Below are 19,222 nucleotides of genomic sequence, written 5' to 3'. Positions count from 1 at the left end.
AGGATCCGCTCACGACGCTTCCGGCGGGGCCACGTCGGCGCCGTCCATGGTTTCGACGAGCTCAGGCACCCACTGGCCGCCCTCTTCCTTGAGCTTCACCACGAACATCGGCTGGATCATGGCGTGGTCCGATTCACGGATCTGCTGGGGGCCCTTCGGAGCGTCGAACTCCCAGCCCTCGAGCGAGGCGATCATCTCATCGACGTCGTCTCCGCCGCCCTCGCGCACTGCCTGGACGATCATCTGCGCGGCGACGAAACCGTCGGGCGAGAACAGATCGGCCTGGTGGCCACCCTCGTCGAGGAACGACACCATCGCGTCGTTGACCTCGTTGTCCGGGGCACCGGGGAAGTAGTGGTTGAGGAAGTTGATCTTGTCGGAGGCCTCACCGTACGCGCCATAGGTGGAGAGGTCGCCGAGGCCGGTCATCACGTTGGTGCTCTCAAGCACGCCCTGCTGCGACAGCGCCTGCCACATCGCGCCGGAGGTGGCTCCCGCCCAGGCGACGAAGACCAGATCAGGCTTCGCGTCGAGGATGCGGGCCGCGAACGGCGTGAACTCGGTCTCGGCCTCCGGCACGAGGAGTTCGGAGACGACGGCGCCCTTGGGCTCCAGGATCGCCTTGGCGGCTGCCACGTTGCCCTGACCGAACGCGCTGTTCTGCGCGAACACGAGCACCTTGGAACCGTCAGAGATCTGGCCGGAGGTGGTGGCGACGTCCTGCAGCGACTGGCGGCCGGAGCGGAACGTGTAGCGGTTGATGCCGGTGATGGCGTCGGCCGCGGCCGGGCCGGAGATGTACAGCACCTTGTTCTGCTCGGCCTGCTCGGCGAGCGGCCCGGCGACACCGGAGGAAACCGTGCCGCCCATGATCTTGGTGCCGTTGCCGATGGCCTCCTTGGCCGCGGCGACCGCCTTGTCGGGGTCACCGCCGTCGTCGGTGTAGGTGATCTCGAGCTCGCGGCCGTCGACTGCGCCGGAGCCGTCGGTGGCGTAGTCAAGGCCTGCCTGGAAGCCCTGGTAGTAGGTCTCGCCGTAGGCGGCGAGAGGACCGGTCTTGGAGTAGATGATGGCGACCTTCACCGGATCGCCGGTGGCGACCTCGGAGGTGCTGGCCGAGGCTTCGGCCGATGCGCTGCCGCTGGCCGTGGTTTCGCCGCCGGCGCTCTCGGAGGCGGTGGTCCCGCCACCGGCCGAGGTTTCGGCCGGAGCGGGAGTGGTGCTGGGCGCACAGGCGGCCAGCATCATTGACAGGCCCACAGCTACTGCTGCGAGTACGGGCTTCTTTGTCCGCATGGGGTTCCTTCCGCTGAACATGAAAGGTGATTCAGGTATGAGGATCGTGCCCTGTGCGCAGAGGGCCTGTCAAGGGTTTCAGGTCACGTTTCGATCACGACGGGTGAGCGCCGCGTGATTCGCTTCCCTTCCGGGGGTGGGGCTAGTGGTCGGCCAACTGATGGAGGTGGGCGTGGATGACCTCCCACACCGTCGGGTCGCTCACGGGGCGGAAGTGGCCCTCGACGCTGAGCGTGACGTTCGTGGCGTCGTCGAGATGCGAGCCGCCGGGGATCATCTGGTCGAACGCCGGGGCCAGCGACACGATCCGACGGTTGACCTCCCGCTCGGCGATCAGCGCCGCGAGCTCCGGGTGCTCCGGGTGGAACAGCCCGAGGGGTGAGCGCCGCAGCAGGAACATCCGCTGCACGCGGTTCCAGAGTTGCGAGCCACTGAACGGCGTCGCCACGGCCACCATGCCGGCCAGCACGCCGTCGGATCTGGGGCTGAGCAGCATGGCCTTGCCGATGAGCCCGCCCTTGGAGTGGGCGACGACGACGGCGTCGCGCACCTCGAGCGACTCCAACGCGTCGAGGCCCTGGGTGACGGAGGCGGTGATCCCCCGCAGGTTCCAGCCGAGCGCCGGCAACTGGTGGACCGTGTGCCCGTGGGAGACGAGCCACTGCTGCAACGGCGCCAGGTATCGCGGGTTCTCCAGGATGCCGGGGATGAGGACGACGGCGGGGCCGGTGCAGTCGCCTGGGGTGCCGGACGTCTCGTCCCTGCGGGCGCGGAGCGAGAGGTACTGGTCGCGCAGCGCCACCGCCCAGTCCTGGGCGGCGACCCGGACCGACCGGGGGCTGCGGAGTACCGACCAGGCCGAGACGGGCGGGTGGGGCGCAGCCCCGCCGGATCCAGATGCGGCGTCGTCCCGGACCCCGGATCCAGATGTGGGGTCCTCCGGCCCGGACGAGGCCAGGATCAGCTCGGCCACCCTCTCGGCGTGGGTGTGCATCGCCTGGTGCGCGCCCGGCACCACGGCGACCTGGGCGCGGCCGCCAGCCCGATCAGCCAGTTCCTCCAGCCAGCGGCGCGGCGCCATAAGGTCGAGTTCGCCCGCCACGAGCAGCGTCTCGACGTGGGTCAAGGAGATCCGGTCCTCGATGGGGTAGTTCAGCATCGCGGGGAAGATCTGCCACATCCACTTCGGCCCGCAGCTGAGGAAGGCCCGGACCGACGCGGCGGCTGAGCTGGGTTTCTCCTTCAGCGCCGACTGGCTGAACTGGCGCACGAGGGTGCGCGCCCGGCGGCTCGTGCGGTCGACCACCGGCGACAGCAGCACCATGCGGGAGCAGAGCCCGGGTTGCTGGGCCTCCGCCTCGACGACCACCTGGGCACCCATCGAGTGCCCGATCCACACGGCCCCCTCGACCCCCAGCTCAGCCACCGCGCGGCGGGCCAACGTGGCGAACTCGGCGATCCGGAGCGTCTGGTCCGGCTCTGGGGTGGGCCCGAAGCCGGGCAGGTTGAGCAGCACCAGCCGGCCGCTGCGCCCCAGCGCCTCGGCCAACGGCTCGAAGTAGCTGGACGCCACCCCCAGCCCGTGCACCAGCACGAGGGTGCGAGCGTGGTCACCGGTGGACGTGAGGGCCTGCAGATGGAAGCCGTCGACGTCGATCGAGGTGCTCGTCAGGTGCATCGCCCCAGCGTAATCACCCGACGGGGCGCCCGGCCCCGTCCGGGGTCAGCCGACGCGGGCGGCGGCGAGCTCGTCCTCGGGAGGCAGCGTGTGCTGGGGCGGCTCCTTCACGAACAGCGCCACGATGAGGCCGATCAGCAGGACCAGGACGATGCCGAGGATGCCCCAGTGCTGCGCGGATTCCTCGTCGCCCGCGCCCGTCACCGCCAGCCCGAGCGCGATCGCCAGGCCGAACATGAGCGGGGCCAGGAAGCTCACGGCCCGGCCCGTCGTGGCGTAGAGGCCGAACATCTCGCCGCTCATGCCCTTGGGGATCAGGCGGGCCAGGAAGGAACGGCTGGCGGACTGCGCCGGGCCGACGAACAGGCACATGGCCAGGCCGAGCCCCCAGAACACGGGCTTGCCGCCGTCGTGGAACACGAACACGCCGAGGCCGAGCAGCACCAGCGCGATGAGCGAGCCGATGATCACACTCTTGGGGCCGAGGCGGTCGTCGAGCAGGCCGAAGAGGATCGTCGAGACGCCGGCCACGACGTTGGCGGCGACGCCGAAGATCACCACCTCGCTGAACTCGAACCCGAAGGTGCCGGCCGCCAGCACACCACCGAAGGTGAAGACGCCGGCCAGCCCGTCGCGGAAGAGCGCCGCGGCGATCAGGAAGAACAGCGTGTTGGGCGAAGTGCGGGCCAGCCGCCTGATGGAGTTGAAGAGGGCCCGGTAGGAGCCGACGATGCCCAGCGACGGTGCGGGATGCGCCGGCCGGCGGTCCTTGAGCGCGATGAAGATCGGGATGGAGAAGACCAGCGTCCAGGCGCCACACAGCAGCATCGAGAGGCGCACCTGGTCCGCGTCGAAGCCGGAGCCCATGAGCGCGATGATGAGCAGCAGGATGGAGATGCCGCCCAGGTAGCCCAGGCCCCATCCGAGGCCGGAGACGCGGCCCACGTTGCGTGGGGTCGACACCTGGTCGATGGCCGCGTAGTAGTTGACGTTGGCGATCTCGGAGACGACGTTGCCCGCGCCCAGGAGGATGGCGCCCAGCAGGAAGTACTCGGGGGCGGGCGCCACGAAGTACATCGCGGCGCAGATGGCGGCCAGCAGCCAGGTCTGCCACCTGAGGTGGAACATCCGCTTGCCGGAACGGTCTGATCCCTGGCCCAGCACCGGGGCCAACAGCGCGATGAACAGCCCGGCGATCCCCGTGGCCCAGGCCAGCTTCATCGTGACCTCGTCCTTCGGGCCGAAGGCCGAACTGGTCAGGTACACCGCGAAGACGAAGGTGGTGATGACCGTGGCGTAAGGCTGTGTTCCCCAATCCCACAGTGCCCACGAAAAGACCTTGCCCTTACTGGCCTGCGCCGAGGAAAGGGCACCGGTCGTCTCGGGCGACGGCGTGATGTCTGGAATTGCGGATGTGCTCACCAGCGCAGATTAACGCGCGCGAGTTAACTTTCGGTGAACCCATGCCAACACACCCAAAAGTATGAGAGAAACCCCATATACCTGCCCGTGGAAAGACGTTACGGTGATTATGTGGGCTGCCGTCCACGCGAAACTGAAACAAGGAGGAACCATGCGAATCGGTTCTGGCATCATCCTCATGGCCATCGGCGCCATCCTGGTGTGGGCCGTCGATGCTGAGGTGCCTTACGTCAGCCTCGACATCATCGGCTACATCCTGATCGCCGCCGGCGTCATCGGGCTCATCTGGGCACTTCTGGCCTCGCAGCGCACCCGCGTCACCGAGGCCCGCACCGTCCAGGATCCCAACACGGGCGAGACGGTGCACCGCGCTGAATCGCACGACGGTCTCTGATTAGAACTCAACAATAAGGGTCCGCTCCTTGGGGGGCGGACCCTTCGTTTTGGTGGGACCCCTCCAGACTTGGACGATCGATTTTGTGCACTCGATCCAAGTTGTAAGGTGGGGGCGCAGCCATAGGAACCCACACCGGCGCCCACGACGGTCGCACGGGAGCAGAAGGAAAGGCATACGCATGACCGACAACGGAGTCCTCAAGTACGGGGATCTCGAGCTCGATCTGCCGATCGTGGAGGCCACACAGGGAAACAACGGTTTCGACGTCAGCAAACTGCTGTCGAGCACGGGGCTCACCACCCTGGACCCTGGCTTCGTTAACACAGCGTCGTGCACTTCGGCCATCACATTCATCGACGGCGACAAGGGGGTGCTGCAGTACCGCGGTTACCCCATCGAGCAGCTCGCAGAGAAGGCCACGTTCATCGAAGTGGCCTACCTGCTGATCTACGGCGAACTGCCCACCCAGGCCCAGCTCGACGAGTTCTACGGCAAGATCTCCCGCCGCATGACCCTCGACGAGCGACTCCGTGAGTTGTACCGCAGCTTCCCGCGGGGGGCCCACCCCATGCAGGTGCTCGCTGCCGGTGTCACCGCGTTGGGTGCGTTCCACCGCGAACACCTCGACGTGCACAACCCGGAGCACGTGGAGGAGTCGTCCCTCAGGCTCCTCGGCTCCATGCCGACGCTGGCGGCCTACGCCTACAAGTCGTCCATCGGCGCGCCGTTCCTGTATCCCCAGACCAAGCTGGGCTACGTCGAGAACTACCTCCGTCTCTCCTTCGGCACGCCGTCGGAGGAGTACGAGATCGACCCCGACGTCGTACGCGCCTTCGAGACGCTGTTCATCCTTCATGCAGACCACGAGCAGAACGCGTCCACCTCGACGGTGCGCCTCGTCGGCTCGGCAGACGCCAACATCTACGCCTCCATGAGCTCCGGTGTGGCGGCCCTGTCCGGCCCGCTGCACGGCGGCGCCAACCAGGCGGTCCTCGAGATGCTCCGCGAGATCAGCGCCGAAGGCCTGAACATCAAGGACTTCGTCTCCCAGGTCAAGGACAAGAAGTCCGGCGTGAAGCTGATGGGCTTCGGCCACCGCGTGTACAAGAACTACGACCCGCGGGCCAAGATCATCAAGGGCCATGCAGACACGCTCCTGCGCAGCACTGACAAGAACAACCACCTCCTCGACATGGCCCTGGAGCTGGAGGAGACGGCGCTGAACGACGAGTACTTCATCGAGCGCAAGCTGTACCCGAACGTCGACTTCTACACGGGCCTGATCTACGAGGCGATGGGCTTCCCCGCGTCGCACTTCACCGCTCTGTTCGCCCTCGGACGGCTCCCAGGCTGGATCGCGCAGTGGCGTGAGCAGCACGCAGACCCGCACCGCAAGATCGGCCGGCCGCGCCAAATCTACGTCGGTGAGAAGGAACGCGACTACCGGCCGATCAACGAGCGCTGATCCCGTCAAACCGCCTCTGACAAGGGCCCTGGTATACCAGGGCCCTTGTTTTTGTCCGTTGGGCGGCAACGACCTACTTCGTCCGCGCAAACAACTGATTCCCGCACCCTGAAGGTAGGGCCGGGTTCATCATGGTGGTACTGGACCGCAGGCTATTGGGGGGGTGGTCCAGACACCGTAGGGGGCGGAGCCACCAGCGCGAGCTCGATCGGGCCGGTGGCGGCTGCTCCTCCCGGGACGCCCGGGTAAACGCTCAGCCGAGGTGCCCATTGGCACAGCCGCTTCGAACGATGCTCCTCCTTCAGGTTCAGGATGAATCAACCCAGGAGGTCGTCCATGCGCAGAATTCTCGCTCTTTCCGCCGCCGCAGCACTGTTGGCCAGCTCCGTCGTCGCAGCCGGTTCGGGGCCTGCGATGGCCGCTGACCCGGTGGTGCTCCCCACGCCGCAGTCCATCATCCGCGAGGGCGCGGCCGTCGCACTCGACGGGGCGGTCACCGTCGTTGCGCCCGCCGATGTGGACGGGCCGGCGAAGCGTGAACTCATCGAGGTGCTCACCGGCGTCGACGCCACGGTGACGTGGGCCAATGAGGCCCCCACCGCCGGCACTGTCATCCACTTCGCTGAGACCGACCCGACGACACGGGCGGTGGCTGCGCAGCTGGGAGTCGCGGACGCCTCCACCCTCAACGCCGAGGGCTACGTGGTGGCCAACGGCACCGTCGGAGGGCAGCCCACCGTGCTGTTGGAGGGCGCCAGCGCACGGGGGTTGTTCTACGCCGTCGACACGTTTGAACAGCTCCTCCAGGGCTCGACGGTGGTCCCGGCGACGGTGCGGGACTGGCCGTTGATGTCCATCCGCGGTGGCATCGAGGGCTTCTACGGCATCCCGTGGTCGCACCAGGCGCGCCTGGACCAGTTGGAGTTCTACGGCGAGCACAAGATGAACACCTACATCTACACGCCGAAGGACGACGCCTACCTGCGCAGCCAGTGGCGCACTCCGTACCCCCAGCCCGAACTCGAGCAACTCCGGGAACTCGTCCAGACCGGGCGCGACAACCACGTGGAGTTCGTTTTCGCGCTGTCGCCGGGAAATGACATCTGCTATTCGCTCGACAGCGACTTCGACGCCACCATCGCCAAGTTCGAGCAGCTGCGCCAGATCGGGGTGCGGACGTTCTACATCGCCCTCGACGACATCGACCCCTACCTGAAGTGCGCGCAGGACCTGCAGCGCTTCACGCTGCCGGGCTTCCGCAAGCTGGCCGAGGGGCAGGCGTACTACCTCAACCGCGTCATCAACGAGTTCATCAAGCCCAACAACCTGGAGCCGCTCCAGACGGTGCCCACCAACTACGCGGGTTCGGCGCCGGACGCCTACAAGCTGGAGTTCGGCACGCAGACCGACGACTCGCTGATCATGCAGTGGACGGGAGAGGGCGTCTTCTCGGACCAGATCACCATGGAGTCGGCGGCCCGGGCGAAGACCACCTACAACACCGAACACCTCTACATCTGGGACAACTTCCCGGTCAACGACGGCCAGCCGGACCGGCTCTTCCTCAACCCGTTGTCGGGTCGTGCGGCGGATCTCCACCAGCACCTGGATGGCTTCACGTCCAACCCGATGGTGCAGTCCTACGCCTCGATGATCGCGCTGGCCGGCTATGCCGACTACACGTGGAACGGGCCCGCCTACACCCCGGCCGTCACGCAGACGCGCATCCTCGACGAGCTGGCGGGCGACGACCCGGCGGTCCGCGAGGCGCTCGAGGTTTTCGTCGACCTGAATCAGGACTGGCGGCCCTACCGCCCGTCGTCTCCGCAGGCACCGGCGCTCGGCGCCGACATCGCCGCTTTCTGGGCCGCGCACGACGCGGGCACCGCGGCCGGCACGCAGCCGTTGAAGGAGCGCCTGGCCACCATCGCCGGGTTGGAGGAGTCGCTGGCGGGCATGGCCATGACCGGCTTCTACGACGACTCGCTGCCCTGGATCCAGGCGGCGACCGAATGGGCCACCGCGCTGAGTGAGGCCGTCGTCGGGCTCGAAGAGCTGGCGGCCGACGACGGATCGGGTGCGGCTGCGTCGTTCCTCGCCTCGGCGGCCGAGCGCAAGAAGGCCTCCACCACCTACCGCGTGGACGGGCTCAACGGCCTGACCCCGGTGGCTGACAGGTACATCCCGAAGGTGGGCGACACCCGCTTCGACACCTTCCTCCAGGAGGCCTATGGCCGCTACCTGACGTGGCTGGGTGCGGAGCCCTACGCGTCGGAGACGTTGCCGGGCGCGCCCACGCGGTCCGCCAGACTTGGCCAGTACCAGACCAACGCCATCGAGCGGATCGTCGACGGCAACCTGAGCACGTTCTGGTGGTCGAGCGCGGCGCCGCAGACCGGCGACTGGGTCCAGATGGACCTGGGCTCGGTACAGGCGGTGGGCGGAGTGTCCGTGCACCAGGCCGACAGCGACGGCTCCCGGGGCGACATGTTCTACAACGCTGCGCTGGAGTACTCGACGGACGGGGCCACGTGGACCACGGCCGGCGAGTTCACAGACGCAGTGGTGCTCGCTGCCTCGTTCCAGGAACCCGTGCAGGCCCGCTACGTGCGGGTCCGCGCCACCGCCCCCAACGCCGGCGGACAGTGGATCAAGATCCGCGAGTTCCGCGTCCTGCCGCCCAGCGCGGAGTTGGTCAGCACGGCGCCGGATGGCAACCCCGTCGCGGCGGTGGACGCGAACCTCACCACCGCGCTCGAAGGCACCGCCGAGGCGGGCCAGTACCTGTCGCGCTGGCTGGACGCGCCGCTGCAAAACGCGCAGATCCGCGTGGTGGGAGCGGAGCTCAGCGGCACCGTCGAGGCCCTGGTCGACGGCGCGTGGGAGGTTGTCGGGGAGGCCACGGCGCCCTGGTTCGAGGGGGTCGTCGGCGGTGAGGTGACCGCGGTGCGCATCGTGTTCGACGCAGGCCCGGTGAGCGTGACGGAGCTGCTGGTGTCGCCGTACGACGGCGTGATCCCGAGCCCGTCGCCGTCTGCGAAGCCGTCGGTGTCGCCGTCTGCGAAGCCGACCAACAGCCCGACGCCCCCGTCGAAGTCGCCCAGCGCGAAGCCGACGGTCACGCCGAGCACCCCGGGGCGCTTCGAGCCGAAGCCGCCGTACACGGCGCCCGGCATCTTCGAGCTCAACGGCCGGCAGTGGATGACCACCTGCGAGCCCTACTCGCAGACCCAGCGGTGCCGCACGGAGATCTGGGCGACGATCGTGCGGGTCCGGGGGGGCGAGTTCGTGCGTGAGAACGCTTGGGCGTTCAACAACCTGACGTACCTGCCCTACATGACGCGCGCGGCGTGGAAGGGCAACCCGCTCGGCGACGCCGGCGTGACCGACGACGGGGTGTTCACCTCGGGTGGGCGTCAGTGGCGCACCGAGTGCGACACCGCCGCCACGGGACGCGGCGCGTGCCGCAGCTACACGTGGACGACGGTGTACGCGGCCACCGCCAAGCCGGGCGGAGGCTACGCCTTCAGCCAGTCGAACCAGTGGGTCTTCAACAACATCGTGATGTTCCGTACCGGCTCTGAGTCGACCGCGGGCGACAGCGACGGCCCGAAGTTGTACTCGTCCGGTTCCTGAGGAGCGGCAAGCGAGGAACGAGCGCAGCGCTCACGAAGGTCCGCCGAAGCCGATCTGACACCTGAATGAGGACCCCGGAGTGGAAGGACTCCGGGGTCCCCACTTGTGGAGGCGTTTCAGTCAGCCGGCGGTGGGGTCCTCGTCGGGGGCTCCGACCGCGAGCAACTGCAGCGCGCCGGTGGGGCAGTTGCGCACGGTGGTGCGGAGGCGTTCGTCGCGTTCGGCGTCGTCGGCGGCCGACGGGTTGATCCACGGGCGGTTGGCCGTATTGAACACCTCGGGCATGTTGCGTACGCACTGGCCGTTGTGGTTGCACAGCGCGGAGTCGAACGTCACGTCGACCAGTGGGCCGGTGTAGCGCTTGCGGCCATGGGTGGGGATGTCGCGTTCCGACGCGGGTCTGGCGACGGCGACCGCGCCCACCATCGCGCCCTCGTCGTTGCGCAGCGCGGCGAACGTCATGTCGATGTAGACGCTCCCGCCGTCCTCCCGCAGGGACTTGGTGCGGCGGGCCTGACCGTCCGACGCCAGCGCACCGCGCAGCATCGCGGACGAGAAGCCCCGGTGGTGGGCCTCACGCAGCTTGAGCGGGATCATGAAGTCGACGTCGCGCCCCAGTGCGTACTCCTTCGACCAGCCGAACAGGTCCACGCACGCCCGGTTCCAGGCGCGCACCAAGCCGTCCTCGTCGATCACGATGATGGCGTCCGTGGCGCTGTCTAGCGCCCAGCCCGCGACCTCTGCGCTCAGCGCACCGTCGGCGGCGGTCCAGTTGGTCATGTGCCCTCCTGATCTCGCGCCCCATCATTCAGCAACCGGCGCGGATAAGTCCAGGGAACCGGGAGAAAACCGGCCTCCAGCCGCATGCCATACCTCCGCGCTGCGCGAGAGGAGCTCTTCCAGGCTCGGCGGCTCTGAATCCACCTCATCCGGGCAGGGTGGTGCCTTGGGTGGCGGGGTGAGTTCGCGTAGTAGGTGGCGGGGGTGTTGTCGTGGTGTGCGGGTTGGGTCGATGTGTCGGGGGGGTGAACCATGGCATCCCGGTGTCCGGGTCGAGGTGGACCTGCCATTGCGATTCGGCTGATTGTTGTGGGTCTGGTTCGACGAGGCGGTGGTGGTGTGGACAGAGCAGGACTGCGTTGATTAGGGAGGATTCTCCGCCTGCCCACCACGGGTTGATGTGGTGCGCTTCGCAGGTGGCGGGGCGGGCGGTGCAGCCGGGGAACGCGCAGCCGCCGTCGCGGAGGACGAGCGCGGTGCGGATGGCGGGGGTGAACAGGCGATGCTTCCGGCCGACGTCGAGTGGGCGGGAGTTGCCGCCGAGGACGGCGGGGATGAGGTCTGCATCGCAGGCCAACCGGCGGGCGTCGCCGGCGGAGAGGCCGTCGAGGTCGTCGGCGCCCATGATGCCGGCTCTGCCGAGCCCGGTGAGCAGGGTGTCGTAGTTCAGGGTGACGGTGACCTGCGGCCTGTCCCCGCCGTGGGCGGGCAGTTGCCCGGTGGCGGCGGCTGCCTGGACCAGCAGCATCAGCGCGTCGGCGCGGCGGACCTCTCGGCTGGGCAGTTCTCCTGCCTCGCGGTAGGAGGACAGGGGTGGCTCGATGGCGTCGAGTTGCGCCTCCAGCAGGTGGGCGTGGGCGGTGGGCAGCAGCGCGGTGACTCTGGTGCCGCCGTGGTGGTCTGGGGCCAGGCGCAGGTACCGGCTGCGCATGGCGGCGCGGTCTTGGGCGTCGAGGCGTTGTTGCGCGGCGGCGTCTGCGCCGTCGGGGTCTACCAGTTCGTGGAGGCGGGTGGCGAGGGCGCGCAGTTCCGCCGGGCCGAGGGTGTCGACGTGTTCGAGGATGGCCTCCTGGCACTTCACCAGGTCTGCGCGGTGAGCGAGCCGGGTAGTTTCCGCAGCCCGTCGATGATGCCCTCGGCCTGGGCGAGGGAGATGACGCCTTCGTGCAGGGCGGTGGCGATCAGCGGGAACCGCTCGGCCAGGTCTGTGGCCAGCTTCAGGGAGGCGACCGCCTGGCCCGCGGTGGTGCGCACCGAGTGGCGGACCTGGTCGAGCACGGGTGCGGCGCAGGCGAGCCGGGCCTCGTGCATGTCGTCCATACGCACTATTAAAATAGACAGCACTGACAAAACCGTGCCGGAACGGCCCAATGGGGAAATCCTCGAGGAGCCGTGGATGCTGCGCGCACGAACGAGCGCGAACGATGGACGCCACGTCGCACGAGTCAAGGTGCGATGGCTCGCGTGCATGCCGGGACCCGTCACACGCTGACGGGCTCAACCGGCGTTGCGCTCAGCCCACCAGCTTTTCAGCAGCTCGACGGCGTCGTCGTGGTCCATGGGCCCGTTCTCCGTGCGGTGTTCGAGCAGGAACGCGTAGGCGGCGCCCACCTCGCGGCCCGGCTTGATGTCCAGGATCTCCATGATCTGCGTGCCGTCCAGGTGGGGACGCAGCGCGCTGAGCTCCTCCTGTTCGGCGAGCTCGTCGATGCGCCACTCCAACTCCTCGTAGGCCCGGCGCAGCTTGGTGGCCTTGCGAACGTTGCGGGTGGTGCAGTCCGCGCGGGTCAGGATGTGTAGGTGCTCGAGTTCGTCACCCGCGTCGCGCACGTAACGGCGCACCGCGGAGTCGCTCCACTCACCGTCGGCGTACCCGTGGAAGCGGAGGTGGAGGTCGATCAGCTTGGCCACGGACTTCACCACCGTGTTCGGGTACATCAGAGCCTTGAGCCGTTTCGTGGCCATCTTCGCGCCGACGACGTCGTGGTGGTGGAACGTCACCTTCGACGCCTCGAAGCGGCGGGTGGGCGGCTTACCGATGTCGTGCAGCAACGCGGCCAGGCGGTTGACGATGTCCGGCTCGTGGCCGCGGGCCTTCTCGAGCTCGATCGCCTGGTCCAGCACGGTCAGCGAATGCTCGTAGACGTCCTTGTGCCGGGAGTGCTCGTCGACCTCGAGCTGCAGCGCGGGCAGCTCCGGCAGGATGATCTCCGCCACGCCGGTGCGTACCAACAGGTCGATGCCCTCCCGGGGTTGGTCGGTCAGGAGGAGGCCGGTCAGCTCGGCCTGGATGCGCTCGGCCGAGACGATCCCGATCCGCTCCGCCATGTCCTTCATCGCCTGCACCACCTCGGGTGCGACGGTGAAGCCCAGCCGGGCGGCGAACCGCGCGGCGCGCATCATCCGCAGCGGGTCGTCGGAGAAGCTCGCCTCGGGTGTGCCGGGGGTGCGGATGAGGCCGTCGGCGAGGTCCTCGAGGCCGCCGTACGGGTCCACGAACTGCCGCGTGGCCACGTTGATGGCCATGGCGTTGATGGTGAAGTCGCGGCGCACGAGGTCGCCGTCGATGTCGTCGCCGAAGTTGACCTCGGGCTTGCGCGACTCGCTGCGGTAGATGTCCGCCCGGAACGTGGTGATCTCGATCTGCCACTCGCTGTCCGCGGTCTTCTTGTGGGCGCCGATGGTGCCGAAGTCGCGGCCGATGTCCCACGTCGACGGCGTGAACTTCTTCAGCAGCGCGTGCGTCTGGTCCGGGCGGGCTGAAGTGGTGAAGTCGAGGTCGTGGCCCAGTTGGCCGAGCAGCGCGTCGCGCACCGAGCCGCCGACGAGATACAACTCGTGGCCGGCGTTGCGGAACAGCCTGCCCAGGTCATCGATGACGGGCGCGATGCGCAGGAGTTCCTGCATCGCGTTGGTCTGGGCGGCGGTCAAGCTGGGCACGGGCGTCGATTCTACCCTTCGCGCGCAGGGCAGAATGTGGCCATGCCTGATTTCTGGGAGAAGCTGCTGCTTGCCGGCATCATGATCGCGGTGGCGCTCGCGCTGCGCCTCGTCCTGATGTTCGCCATCGGCCGCACGGTCAAGAGCCTCGCCTCGCGCGAGCGCGCCGTGGGTGACGACCTGGGCACCCGCGCCCGCCGCATCCTCGCCCGCGCCAGCGGCGTCAGCGCCGAGAGGCACCGCCAGCGGGTGGAGACCCTCGGCTCGCTGCTGCGCAACGTCGTCGACATCGTGCTGCTGGTGGTCGTCCTCCTCACCGTGCTGGCCACGTTCGGCGTGCCGATGGGCCCGCTGATCGCGTCGGCCGGCGTCGGTGGCGTGGCGCTCGGCTTCGGCGCCCAGTCGCTGGTGAAGGACTACCTCTCCGGTGTGTTCATGTTGGCCGAGGACCAGTTCGGCGTCGGCGACCTCATCCGCGTCGGCGACCTCACCGGCACCGTCCAGGAGGTCACCCTCCGCGTGACGAAGCTGCGCGACGCGACGGGCACCGTCTGGTACGTGCGCAACGGTGAGGTGCTGACGCTGGGCAACGTGTCGCAGGGCTTCTCCACCGCCACCATCGACGTGCCGGTGGCCATCGACGAGGACCCGGAGAAGGTGCAGGACCTGCTGCGCGCCGCCGTCGGACGGATGGACGAGGAGCCGGAGTTCGCCGAGCAGTTGCTCGAGGCGCCGACGGTGCTGGGTGTGGGGGCTATGGAGGGCGGCACCATGACGGTGCAGGTGCTGATCAAGACCGGCCCCAACCAGCAGTGGGCGCCCATGCGCGCCGTGCGGGCCCGCGCCCAACGGGCGTTGGCGGAGGCCGGGATCCGCGGCCCGATCCTGCCCGGCGGGATGAAGCCGCCGTCGCTCTGACGGGCCACCCGCCAGGCATGCCGAGGGCACATCTGAGTTGTGCATCGACTCCGCTGCACAACTTCACTCTGCCCGACCCGCGGCTCGGCCCAAAGCCCCGATTCGGTCTCCTTGAGCGCGACACTTACCCTGGAAAGGGTCGGCTCTGCGGGGTCGGCGTGGTTGTCAACGGTGAGAGGGACACATGGCCACGACTGGCAAGAAGGCTGCGGCGAAGCGCGCTGCGGGTAAGAAGGGTGCGCAGAAGTCGCGCGCCCGGAAGATCTGGGGCCGCATAGGCATCACCGCCCTGGTGCTGTTCATCATCGGTGGCCTCGTGGGCATCGGCGGCTTCGCGTACCTCTACACCACCACGGACCTGCCGGATCCGAACTCGGACTTCACCACCAACACCACGTTCCTCTACTACCAGGACGGGGCCAACCAGCTGGGGTCGCTCGCGGTGCAGAACCGCGTCACCATCCCCTACGACGAGATGCCGCAGTTGATGAAGGACGCCGTCATCGCGGCGGAGAACCGGTCCTTCTGGGAGGACCCGGGATTCTCGGTGCCCGGCATGCTGCGCGGCGCCTGGTCGATCGCCCGCGGCGGCGAGGTGCAGGGCGGCTCCACCATCACGCAGCAGTACATCAAGATCCTCTACCTCGATTCCAGCCGGACGATGTCGCGCAAGGTGCGCGAGCTGTTCCTGGCCACCAAGATGGGCCGTGAGATGCCCAAGGAGGAGATCCTCGAGGGCTACCTCAACACCATCTACTTCGGCCGCGGCGCGTACGGCATCCAGGCCGCCGCGAAGTCCTACTTCCTCAAGGACTCGAAGGACCTCACCGTCGGCGAGTCCGCCGCCCTCGCGGCCATCCTGAACAACCCCGCCGGGTTCAACCCCTCGGGCGGCCAGGAGAAGCTCGACAGGCTGCTGGGTCGCTATCAGTACGTGCTGGACGGCATGCTCGAGATGGGCGCCATCTCGCAGGCCGAGCACGACGCGGCGCGCCCCGCGCTGCCCACGTTCCCCGAGGTGCCGGTCAACGACCGCTACGGCGGCCCCAAGGGCTTCCTGATCAAGATGGTCGAGGACGAACTGCTCGCCAACGGCTTCTCCGAGGGGGAGATCCAGGGCGGCGGCCTCAGGATCGTCACCACGCTCAGCAAACCCATGCAGGAGGCCGCCATCCAGGAGGCCCAGCGCTACACCGCTCAGGCCGCGGCCGACGCGGAGGGCACGCCTGACCCGTCCAAGCTGCACGTGGCCATCTCCTCCGTCGACACGGCCAGCGGCGGCGTGCTGTCGCTCTACGGCGGCGCCGACTACGTGAAGAGCTCCCGCAACTGGTCGCTGACCAAGCGCCCCGCCGCGTCGACCTTCAAGCCGTTCGCCACCATCGCGGGCCTGCGCAACGGGTTCTCCCTGCAGTCCATCCTCAAGGGCGACACCTTCACCCCCCGCGGCGACACCCAGCCCGTCCGCAACGAGTTCAGCAACCAGTACGGCCCGGTCACGCTGCGCAAGGCGACGGCGGACTCGATCAACACCGCGTTCGTCGACCTCACCGAGCAGATGGAGAACGGCCAGCAGGAAGTGATCAAGGCCGCCAACGACGCGGGTGCCCCCACCGGGCCCGCCTGGGAGGAGTCCGGCAACCGCATCGCGCTGGGCTTCGGCGAGGTCAGCCCCGTCGACATGGCCAACTCCTACGCCACGCTGGCGAACTCCGGCCAGCGCAACGCCACGCACATCGTGAAGCAGGTCATCGACCGCAACGGTGAGGTGCTCTACGAGGCGAAGCCCGCCAACGAGCAGACCATCGACACCAACGTGGCCGCCAACGTGACGGATTCCCTGCGCTCCGTCGTCCAGGAGGGCACGGGTCGTCGCGCCCGTGAGTTGGGCCGCCCGGTAGCAGGCAAGACCGGCACCAACGGCGTCGAGGACGCCATCACGTCGGCCTGGTTCGTGGGCTACACCAAGCAGATCTCGACGGCGGTGATGTACGTCGCCGGCGACGGGGGCAACGAGGACCTCGAGCCTTACAAGCGCCCCCGGGACCGGACGTTCTTCGGCTCCAGCTATCCGCTCATGACCTGGGTGTCCTACATGGCCCGCGCCACCGAGGGCATGCCGGTGGAGGAGTTCGACGAGCCCAAGGACATCAAGGCGGACAAGGGCGAGACGGCCGACGAGTCCGAACCGCCGGCCAGCGAGGAACCCTCGCCGTCCCCCACCCCGTCGCCGACGCCGTCCCCCACCCCCACGCCGTCGCCGACGCCTTCGGAGGAGCCGACGGTGGAGCCCACCCCGTCGCCCACGCCCACCGTCGCGGAGACCACGGAGGCGCCGGCGACGACGCCCCCGGCCACCACGCAGGCTCCGAAACCGAAGCCGAAGCCCACCAAGGAGGAGACCGAACAGCCGGCCCCCACCGTGGCGCCGGAACCCACCGCGGAGCCGACGGTGGCGCTGTCGCCGACGGTCACCGCGGCTGTGCAGGACGCGGTGACCACGGAGCCGTAAACGTCGGGGCGGCTACAGTGAGCGCGTGAAGAACGCGCTGCTGCCCGGCCTCGGGGGCCCCATGGGCCGTCATGCCAACCCGCGGGGTGTCTGGTTCAACCCGTTGCCGTGGGCCTTCCTGCTGGCGACCGCCGTGTTCCTGGTGCTGTTCGTGCGCCACGTGCCGTGCGTCCAGACGACGGCGCACCAGCAGGTCGATATGTACAAGCTGCTCTGTTACACCGACATCCAGTCGTCGTGGCTGGGGCAGGGCTTCGGCCGCGGCAACTCGCCGCTGGGCAGCGAGACCATGCTGTTCGCACCGCTGATCGCCGCGGCCATCCTGGTCACCCGCAAGACGGCGACGGTGCTGTTCGACGCCCCCATCCGCCGCAGCGCCAGCCTCGCCGACGAGGTGGACTCCAGCGTCGTCTTCTTCGGCTTGACCGTGCTGGGGCTCTTCGTCTGCTTCCTGATCCTGGTGGCGTGTGTCGCCTGGCTGGGTCGTCGCCGGCCAGGACGGCCCTCCTGGGACGCCGTGCTCGTGGCCGCCTCGCCCGTGGTGCTGGCCGTGGGCCTCGTCAACTGGGATCTGGTGCCGGTGGCGTTCACCGCGCTGGGCCTGGTGCAGGTGGCGCGGGGGCGCCTGCTGGAGGCGGGCATTGTGCTCGGCCTGGCCGCCTCAGCCGGCACGATGCCGATCGGCGTGATCCTGGCGGTACTCGTCAGCCTGGGCCTGCGGGGAGGTTGGCGCAGGGCCACCGCGTTCATCGCGCCGGCCCTGGTGACGTTCTTCGCCGTGCATCTGCCGCTGCTGCTCCAGAACTTCGACCGCGTCTACCTGTACTACCACGGCGAGATCAACAAGGGCACCAGCTACGGCTCGCTCTGGTACGTCCTCGAGCTGATGTTCGGCTTGCAGCTGCGGGAATCCGGGCCGCTGCTCTTCGTGGTGCTGCTGCTCGGGCTCGGCGCGTTCATCGCCTACCTGTACGTGGCTCGGAAGCGGCCGCGGGTGGGCTCGATGGTGGCGGTGGTGGTCTTCGCCACGCTGCTGATGGGCCCCGCGTTCCCGCCGCAGTCCGCCCTCTGGCTGCTGCTGGCGCTCGTGCTGGCCCGCCCGTACAAGCCTGAACTGATCGCGCTGTCCATCACCCAGGTGGCCTACTACATCGCCATCTGGGGGTGGCTCGGCGGGTGGCTGACCACCAACCAGAACGGGCCGTTCATGCTCTACTGGGCGGCCATCCTCCTGCACGTCGCGGTGGAGGTGTGGATCCTGGCCGAGGTGGTTGCCGACATCGTGCGGCCCGCCCGTGATCCGCTCCGAGACCCGGTGCTCCCCGACGAGAAGGACTACCTCGCCGGTTTCGAGCGCCCCACCGCCGCCGCGACGGTCTGAGCCTCAGCTCCCCTCGGGCCAGTTGTCCGGGGTGCCGTGGCCGCCCTCCACCACGTCCTCCTTCTCCAGATCCGTGACGGAATCCTCGGGCCGGTAGCCCAGCTCCAGCATGGTGTTGGTGAGGTCCCAGCGGCGGTTCGGGTTGTCCGAGATGGCGTAGTAGAGGCCGTAGCCGATGTTCTCCGCCTCGATGGCGCGCCGGAACACCCGCTCCGTGTCGTCGTTGCTCAGCCACATGGCGTGGAGCAGTTCCTCCTCTGCCGCCAGCGGGTCCTCGGTGGACCAGCCGATGCGCAGCGAGATGAACTCCATGCCGTACTTGTCGTGGTAGTACCGTCCCAACGCCTCTCCGAAGACCTTGGACACCCCGTACAGCGAATCAGGCCGCGGGAGGTGGTGGGGGTAGACCGGCCAGTCCTCGTCGCGGTCGTACATGCCCATCGCATGGTTGGACGAGGCGAACACGAACCTGCGCACGCCCGCGTCGCGGGCTGCCTCCAGGACGTTGCGGAAACCGATGATGTTGGGGCCCACCACCTCGTCCCACTCGGCCTCAGGGGAGGCCTGGCCGGCCAGGTGGAGGACCACCTCGACCCCGTCCATGAGGGTGCGCACCTCGTCGTAGTCCTCGAGGTCCGCCTTGCGGAGGCGCTTGGCCTGCTCGTCGTTGGCGGGGGTGCGGCCGTGGGAGATGACGTCGTAATCCGGCATGAGGCGCTCCTCGAGGAGCAGCCCGATCCCGCCGGTGGCACCGGTGATGAGAATCCTGCGCTTGTTGTCAGCCATGATCCATCTTC

The 19,222-nt window shown here is 68.4% G+C and carries 14 protein-coding genes; 6 read left to right on the top strand and 8 right to left on the bottom strand.

The annotated features are described in order from the left end of the window. Positions 1-9: 9 nt before the first annotated feature. The 3 genes from H5393_RS11190 to H5393_RS11180 all read right to left on the bottom strand — a co-directional run bounded on the left by H5393_RS11190 (position 10) and on the right by H5393_RS11180 (position 4,396). The gene (locus tag H5393_RS11190; RefSeq protein WP_220488380.1) at positions 10-1,296 is read right to left on the bottom strand and encodes a substrate-binding domain-containing protein; all 1,287 of its coding nucleotides are present in this window, start codon (positions 1,294-1,296) and stop codon (positions 10-12) included. 142 nt (positions 1,297-1,438) lie between these two features. After that, positions 1,439-2,974 (bottom strand): alpha/beta fold hydrolase, encoded by a 1,536-nt coding sequence (locus H5393_RS11185; RefSeq protein ID WP_182766722.1) that lies wholly within the window; start codon positions 2,972-2,974, stop codon positions 1,439-1,441. A gap of 45 nt (positions 2,975-3,019) precedes the next feature. Next, positions 3,020-4,396 (bottom strand): MFS transporter, encoded by a 1,377-nt coding sequence (locus H5393_RS11180; RefSeq protein WP_182766721.1) that lies wholly within the window; start codon positions 4,394-4,396, stop codon positions 3,020-3,022. A gap of 151 nt (positions 4,397-4,547) precedes the next feature. Between H5393_RS11180 and H5393_RS11175 the strand changes: the two genes are divergently transcribed. The 3 genes from H5393_RS11175 (at position 4,548) to H5393_RS11165 (ending at position 9,894) form a co-directional block, all read left to right on the top strand. After that, complete coding sequence (locus H5393_RS11175; protein ID WP_076061489.1) at positions 4,548-4,790, top strand: DUF6458 family protein; 243 nt, start codon at positions 4,548-4,550, stop codon at positions 4,788-4,790. 181 nt (positions 4,791-4,971) lie between these two features. Beyond that, on the top strand, positions 4,972-6,258 hold the full coding sequence (locus H5393_RS11170; protein WP_182766720.1) for a citrate synthase: 1,287 nt from the start codon (positions 4,972-4,974) through the stop codon (positions 6,256-6,258). Between the two features lie 336 nt (positions 6,259-6,594). Beyond that, the gene (locus H5393_RS11165; RefSeq protein ID WP_182766719.1) at positions 6,595-9,894 is read left to right on the top strand and encodes a beta-N-acetylglucosaminidase domain-containing protein; all 3,300 of its coding nucleotides are present in this window, start codon (positions 6,595-6,597) and stop codon (positions 9,892-9,894) included. Between the two features lie 120 nt (positions 9,895-10,014). On the opposite strand, the gene H5393_RS14655 is transcribed toward H5393_RS11165, so the two are convergent. The 4 genes from H5393_RS14655 to H5393_RS11145 form a co-directional block, all read right to left on the bottom strand. Beyond that, the gene (locus H5393_RS14655; protein WP_255436476.1) at positions 10,015-10,674 is read right to left on the bottom strand and encodes a (4Fe-4S)-binding protein; all 660 of its coding nucleotides are present in this window, start codon (positions 10,672-10,674) and stop codon (positions 10,015-10,017) included. A gap of 145 nt (positions 10,675-10,819) precedes the next feature. Then, on the bottom strand, positions 10,820-11,755 hold the full coding sequence (locus H5393_RS11155) for an HNH endonuclease signature motif containing protein (RefSeq protein ID WP_182766718.1): 936 nt from the start codon (positions 11,753-11,755) through the stop codon (positions 10,820-10,822). Beyond that, complete coding sequence (locus H5393_RS11150) at positions 11,752-11,994, bottom strand: DUF222 domain-containing protein (protein WP_182766717.1); 243 nt, start codon at positions 11,992-11,994, stop codon at positions 11,752-11,754. The genes H5393_RS11155 and H5393_RS11150 overlap by 4 nt, the downstream gene beginning before the upstream one ends. Before the next feature lie 177 nt (positions 11,995-12,171). Further along, positions 12,172-13,581 carry a CCA tRNA nucleotidyltransferase gene (locus H5393_RS11145; protein ID WP_182766805.1) on the bottom strand — a complete coding sequence of 470 codons (1,410 nt, stop codon included), beginning with the start codon at positions 13,579-13,581 and terminating at the stop codon, positions 12,172-12,174. Positions 13,582-13,656: 75 nt separating this feature from the next. On the opposite strand from H5393_RS11145, the gene H5393_RS11140 reads away from it, so the two are divergent. The 3 genes from H5393_RS11140 to H5393_RS11130 all read left to right on the top strand — a co-directional run bounded on the left by H5393_RS11140 (position 13,657) and on the right by H5393_RS11130 (position 18,425). Next, a complete protein-coding gene (locus H5393_RS11140; protein ID WP_182766716.1) occupies positions 13,657-14,532 on the top strand; it encodes a mechanosensitive ion channel family protein in 876 nt (291 codons plus the stop codon). Positions 14,533-14,716: 184 nt separating this feature from the next. Further along, positions 14,717-17,044 carry a transglycosylase domain-containing protein gene (locus tag H5393_RS11135; protein WP_182766715.1) on the top strand — a complete coding sequence of 776 codons (2,328 nt, stop codon included), beginning with the start codon at positions 14,717-14,719 and terminating at the stop codon, positions 17,042-17,044. 25 nt (positions 17,045-17,069) lie between these two features. Further along, positions 17,070-18,425 (top strand): glycosyltransferase 87 family protein, encoded by a 1,356-nt coding sequence (locus H5393_RS11130; RefSeq protein ID WP_182766714.1) that lies wholly within the window; start codon positions 17,070-17,072, stop codon positions 18,423-18,425. Positions 18,426-18,428: 3 nt separating this feature from the next. On the opposite strand, the gene H5393_RS11125 is transcribed toward H5393_RS11130, so the two are convergent. Next, positions 18,429-19,211 carry an NAD(P)-dependent oxidoreductase gene (locus H5393_RS11125; RefSeq protein ID WP_182766713.1) on the bottom strand — a complete coding sequence of 261 codons (783 nt, stop codon included), beginning with the start codon at positions 19,209-19,211 and terminating at the stop codon, positions 18,429-18,431. Between the last annotated feature and the right edge of the window lie 11 nt (positions 19,212-19,222).

The sequence above is a fragment of the Tessaracoccus sp. MC1756 genome (genome assembly GCF_014164735.1).
Lineage (GTDB): Bacteria > Actinomycetota > Actinomycetes > Propionibacteriales > Propionibacteriaceae > Arachnia.
This window is presented reverse-complemented; position numbering and strand designations above follow the sequence as displayed.

What these genes read in the sequence shown, in the direction of transcription:
- H5393_RS11190 (WP_220488380.1), bottom strand. Translation starts at nt 1,296, where the DNA reads ATGCGGACAAAGAAGCCCGTACTCGCAGCAGTAGCTGTGGGCCTGTCA.
- H5393_RS11185 (WP_182766722.1), bottom strand. Translation starts at nt 2,974, where the DNA reads ATGCACCTGACGAGCACCTCGATCGACGTCGACGGCTTCCATCTGCAG.
- H5393_RS11175 (WP_076061489.1), top strand. Translation starts at nt 4,548, where the DNA reads ATGCGAATCGGTTCTGGCATCATCCTCATGGCCATCGGCGCCATCCTG.
- H5393_RS11170 (WP_182766720.1), top strand. Translation starts at nt 4,972, where the DNA reads ATGACCGACAACGGAGTCCTCAAGTACGGGGATCTCGAGCTCGATCTG.
- H5393_RS11165 (WP_182766719.1), top strand. Translation starts at nt 6,595, where the DNA reads ATGCGCAGAATTCTCGCTCTTTCCGCCGCCGCAGCACTGTTGGCCAGC.
- H5393_RS14655 (WP_255436476.1), bottom strand. Translation starts at nt 10,674, where the DNA reads ATGACCAACTGGACCGCCGCCGACGGTGCGCTGAGCGCAGAGGTCGCG.
- H5393_RS11150 (WP_182766717.1), bottom strand. Translation starts at nt 11,994, where the DNA reads ATGGACGACATGCACGAGGCCCGGCTCGCCTGCGCCGCACCCGTGCTC.
- H5393_RS11145 (WP_182766805.1), bottom strand. Translation starts at nt 13,581, where the DNA reads ATGCAGGAACTCCTGCGCATCGCGCCCGTCATCGATGACCTGGGCAGG.
- H5393_RS11140 (WP_182766716.1), top strand. Translation starts at nt 13,657, where the DNA reads ATGCCTGATTTCTGGGAGAAGCTGCTGCTTGCCGGCATCATGATCGCG.
- H5393_RS11135 (WP_182766715.1), top strand. Translation starts at nt 14,717, where the DNA reads ATGGCCACGACTGGCAAGAAGGCTGCGGCGAAGCGCGCTGCGGGTAAG.
- H5393_RS11125 (WP_182766713.1), bottom strand. Translation starts at nt 19,211, where the DNA reads ATGGCTGACAACAAGCGCAGGATTCTCATCACCGGTGCCACCGGCGGG.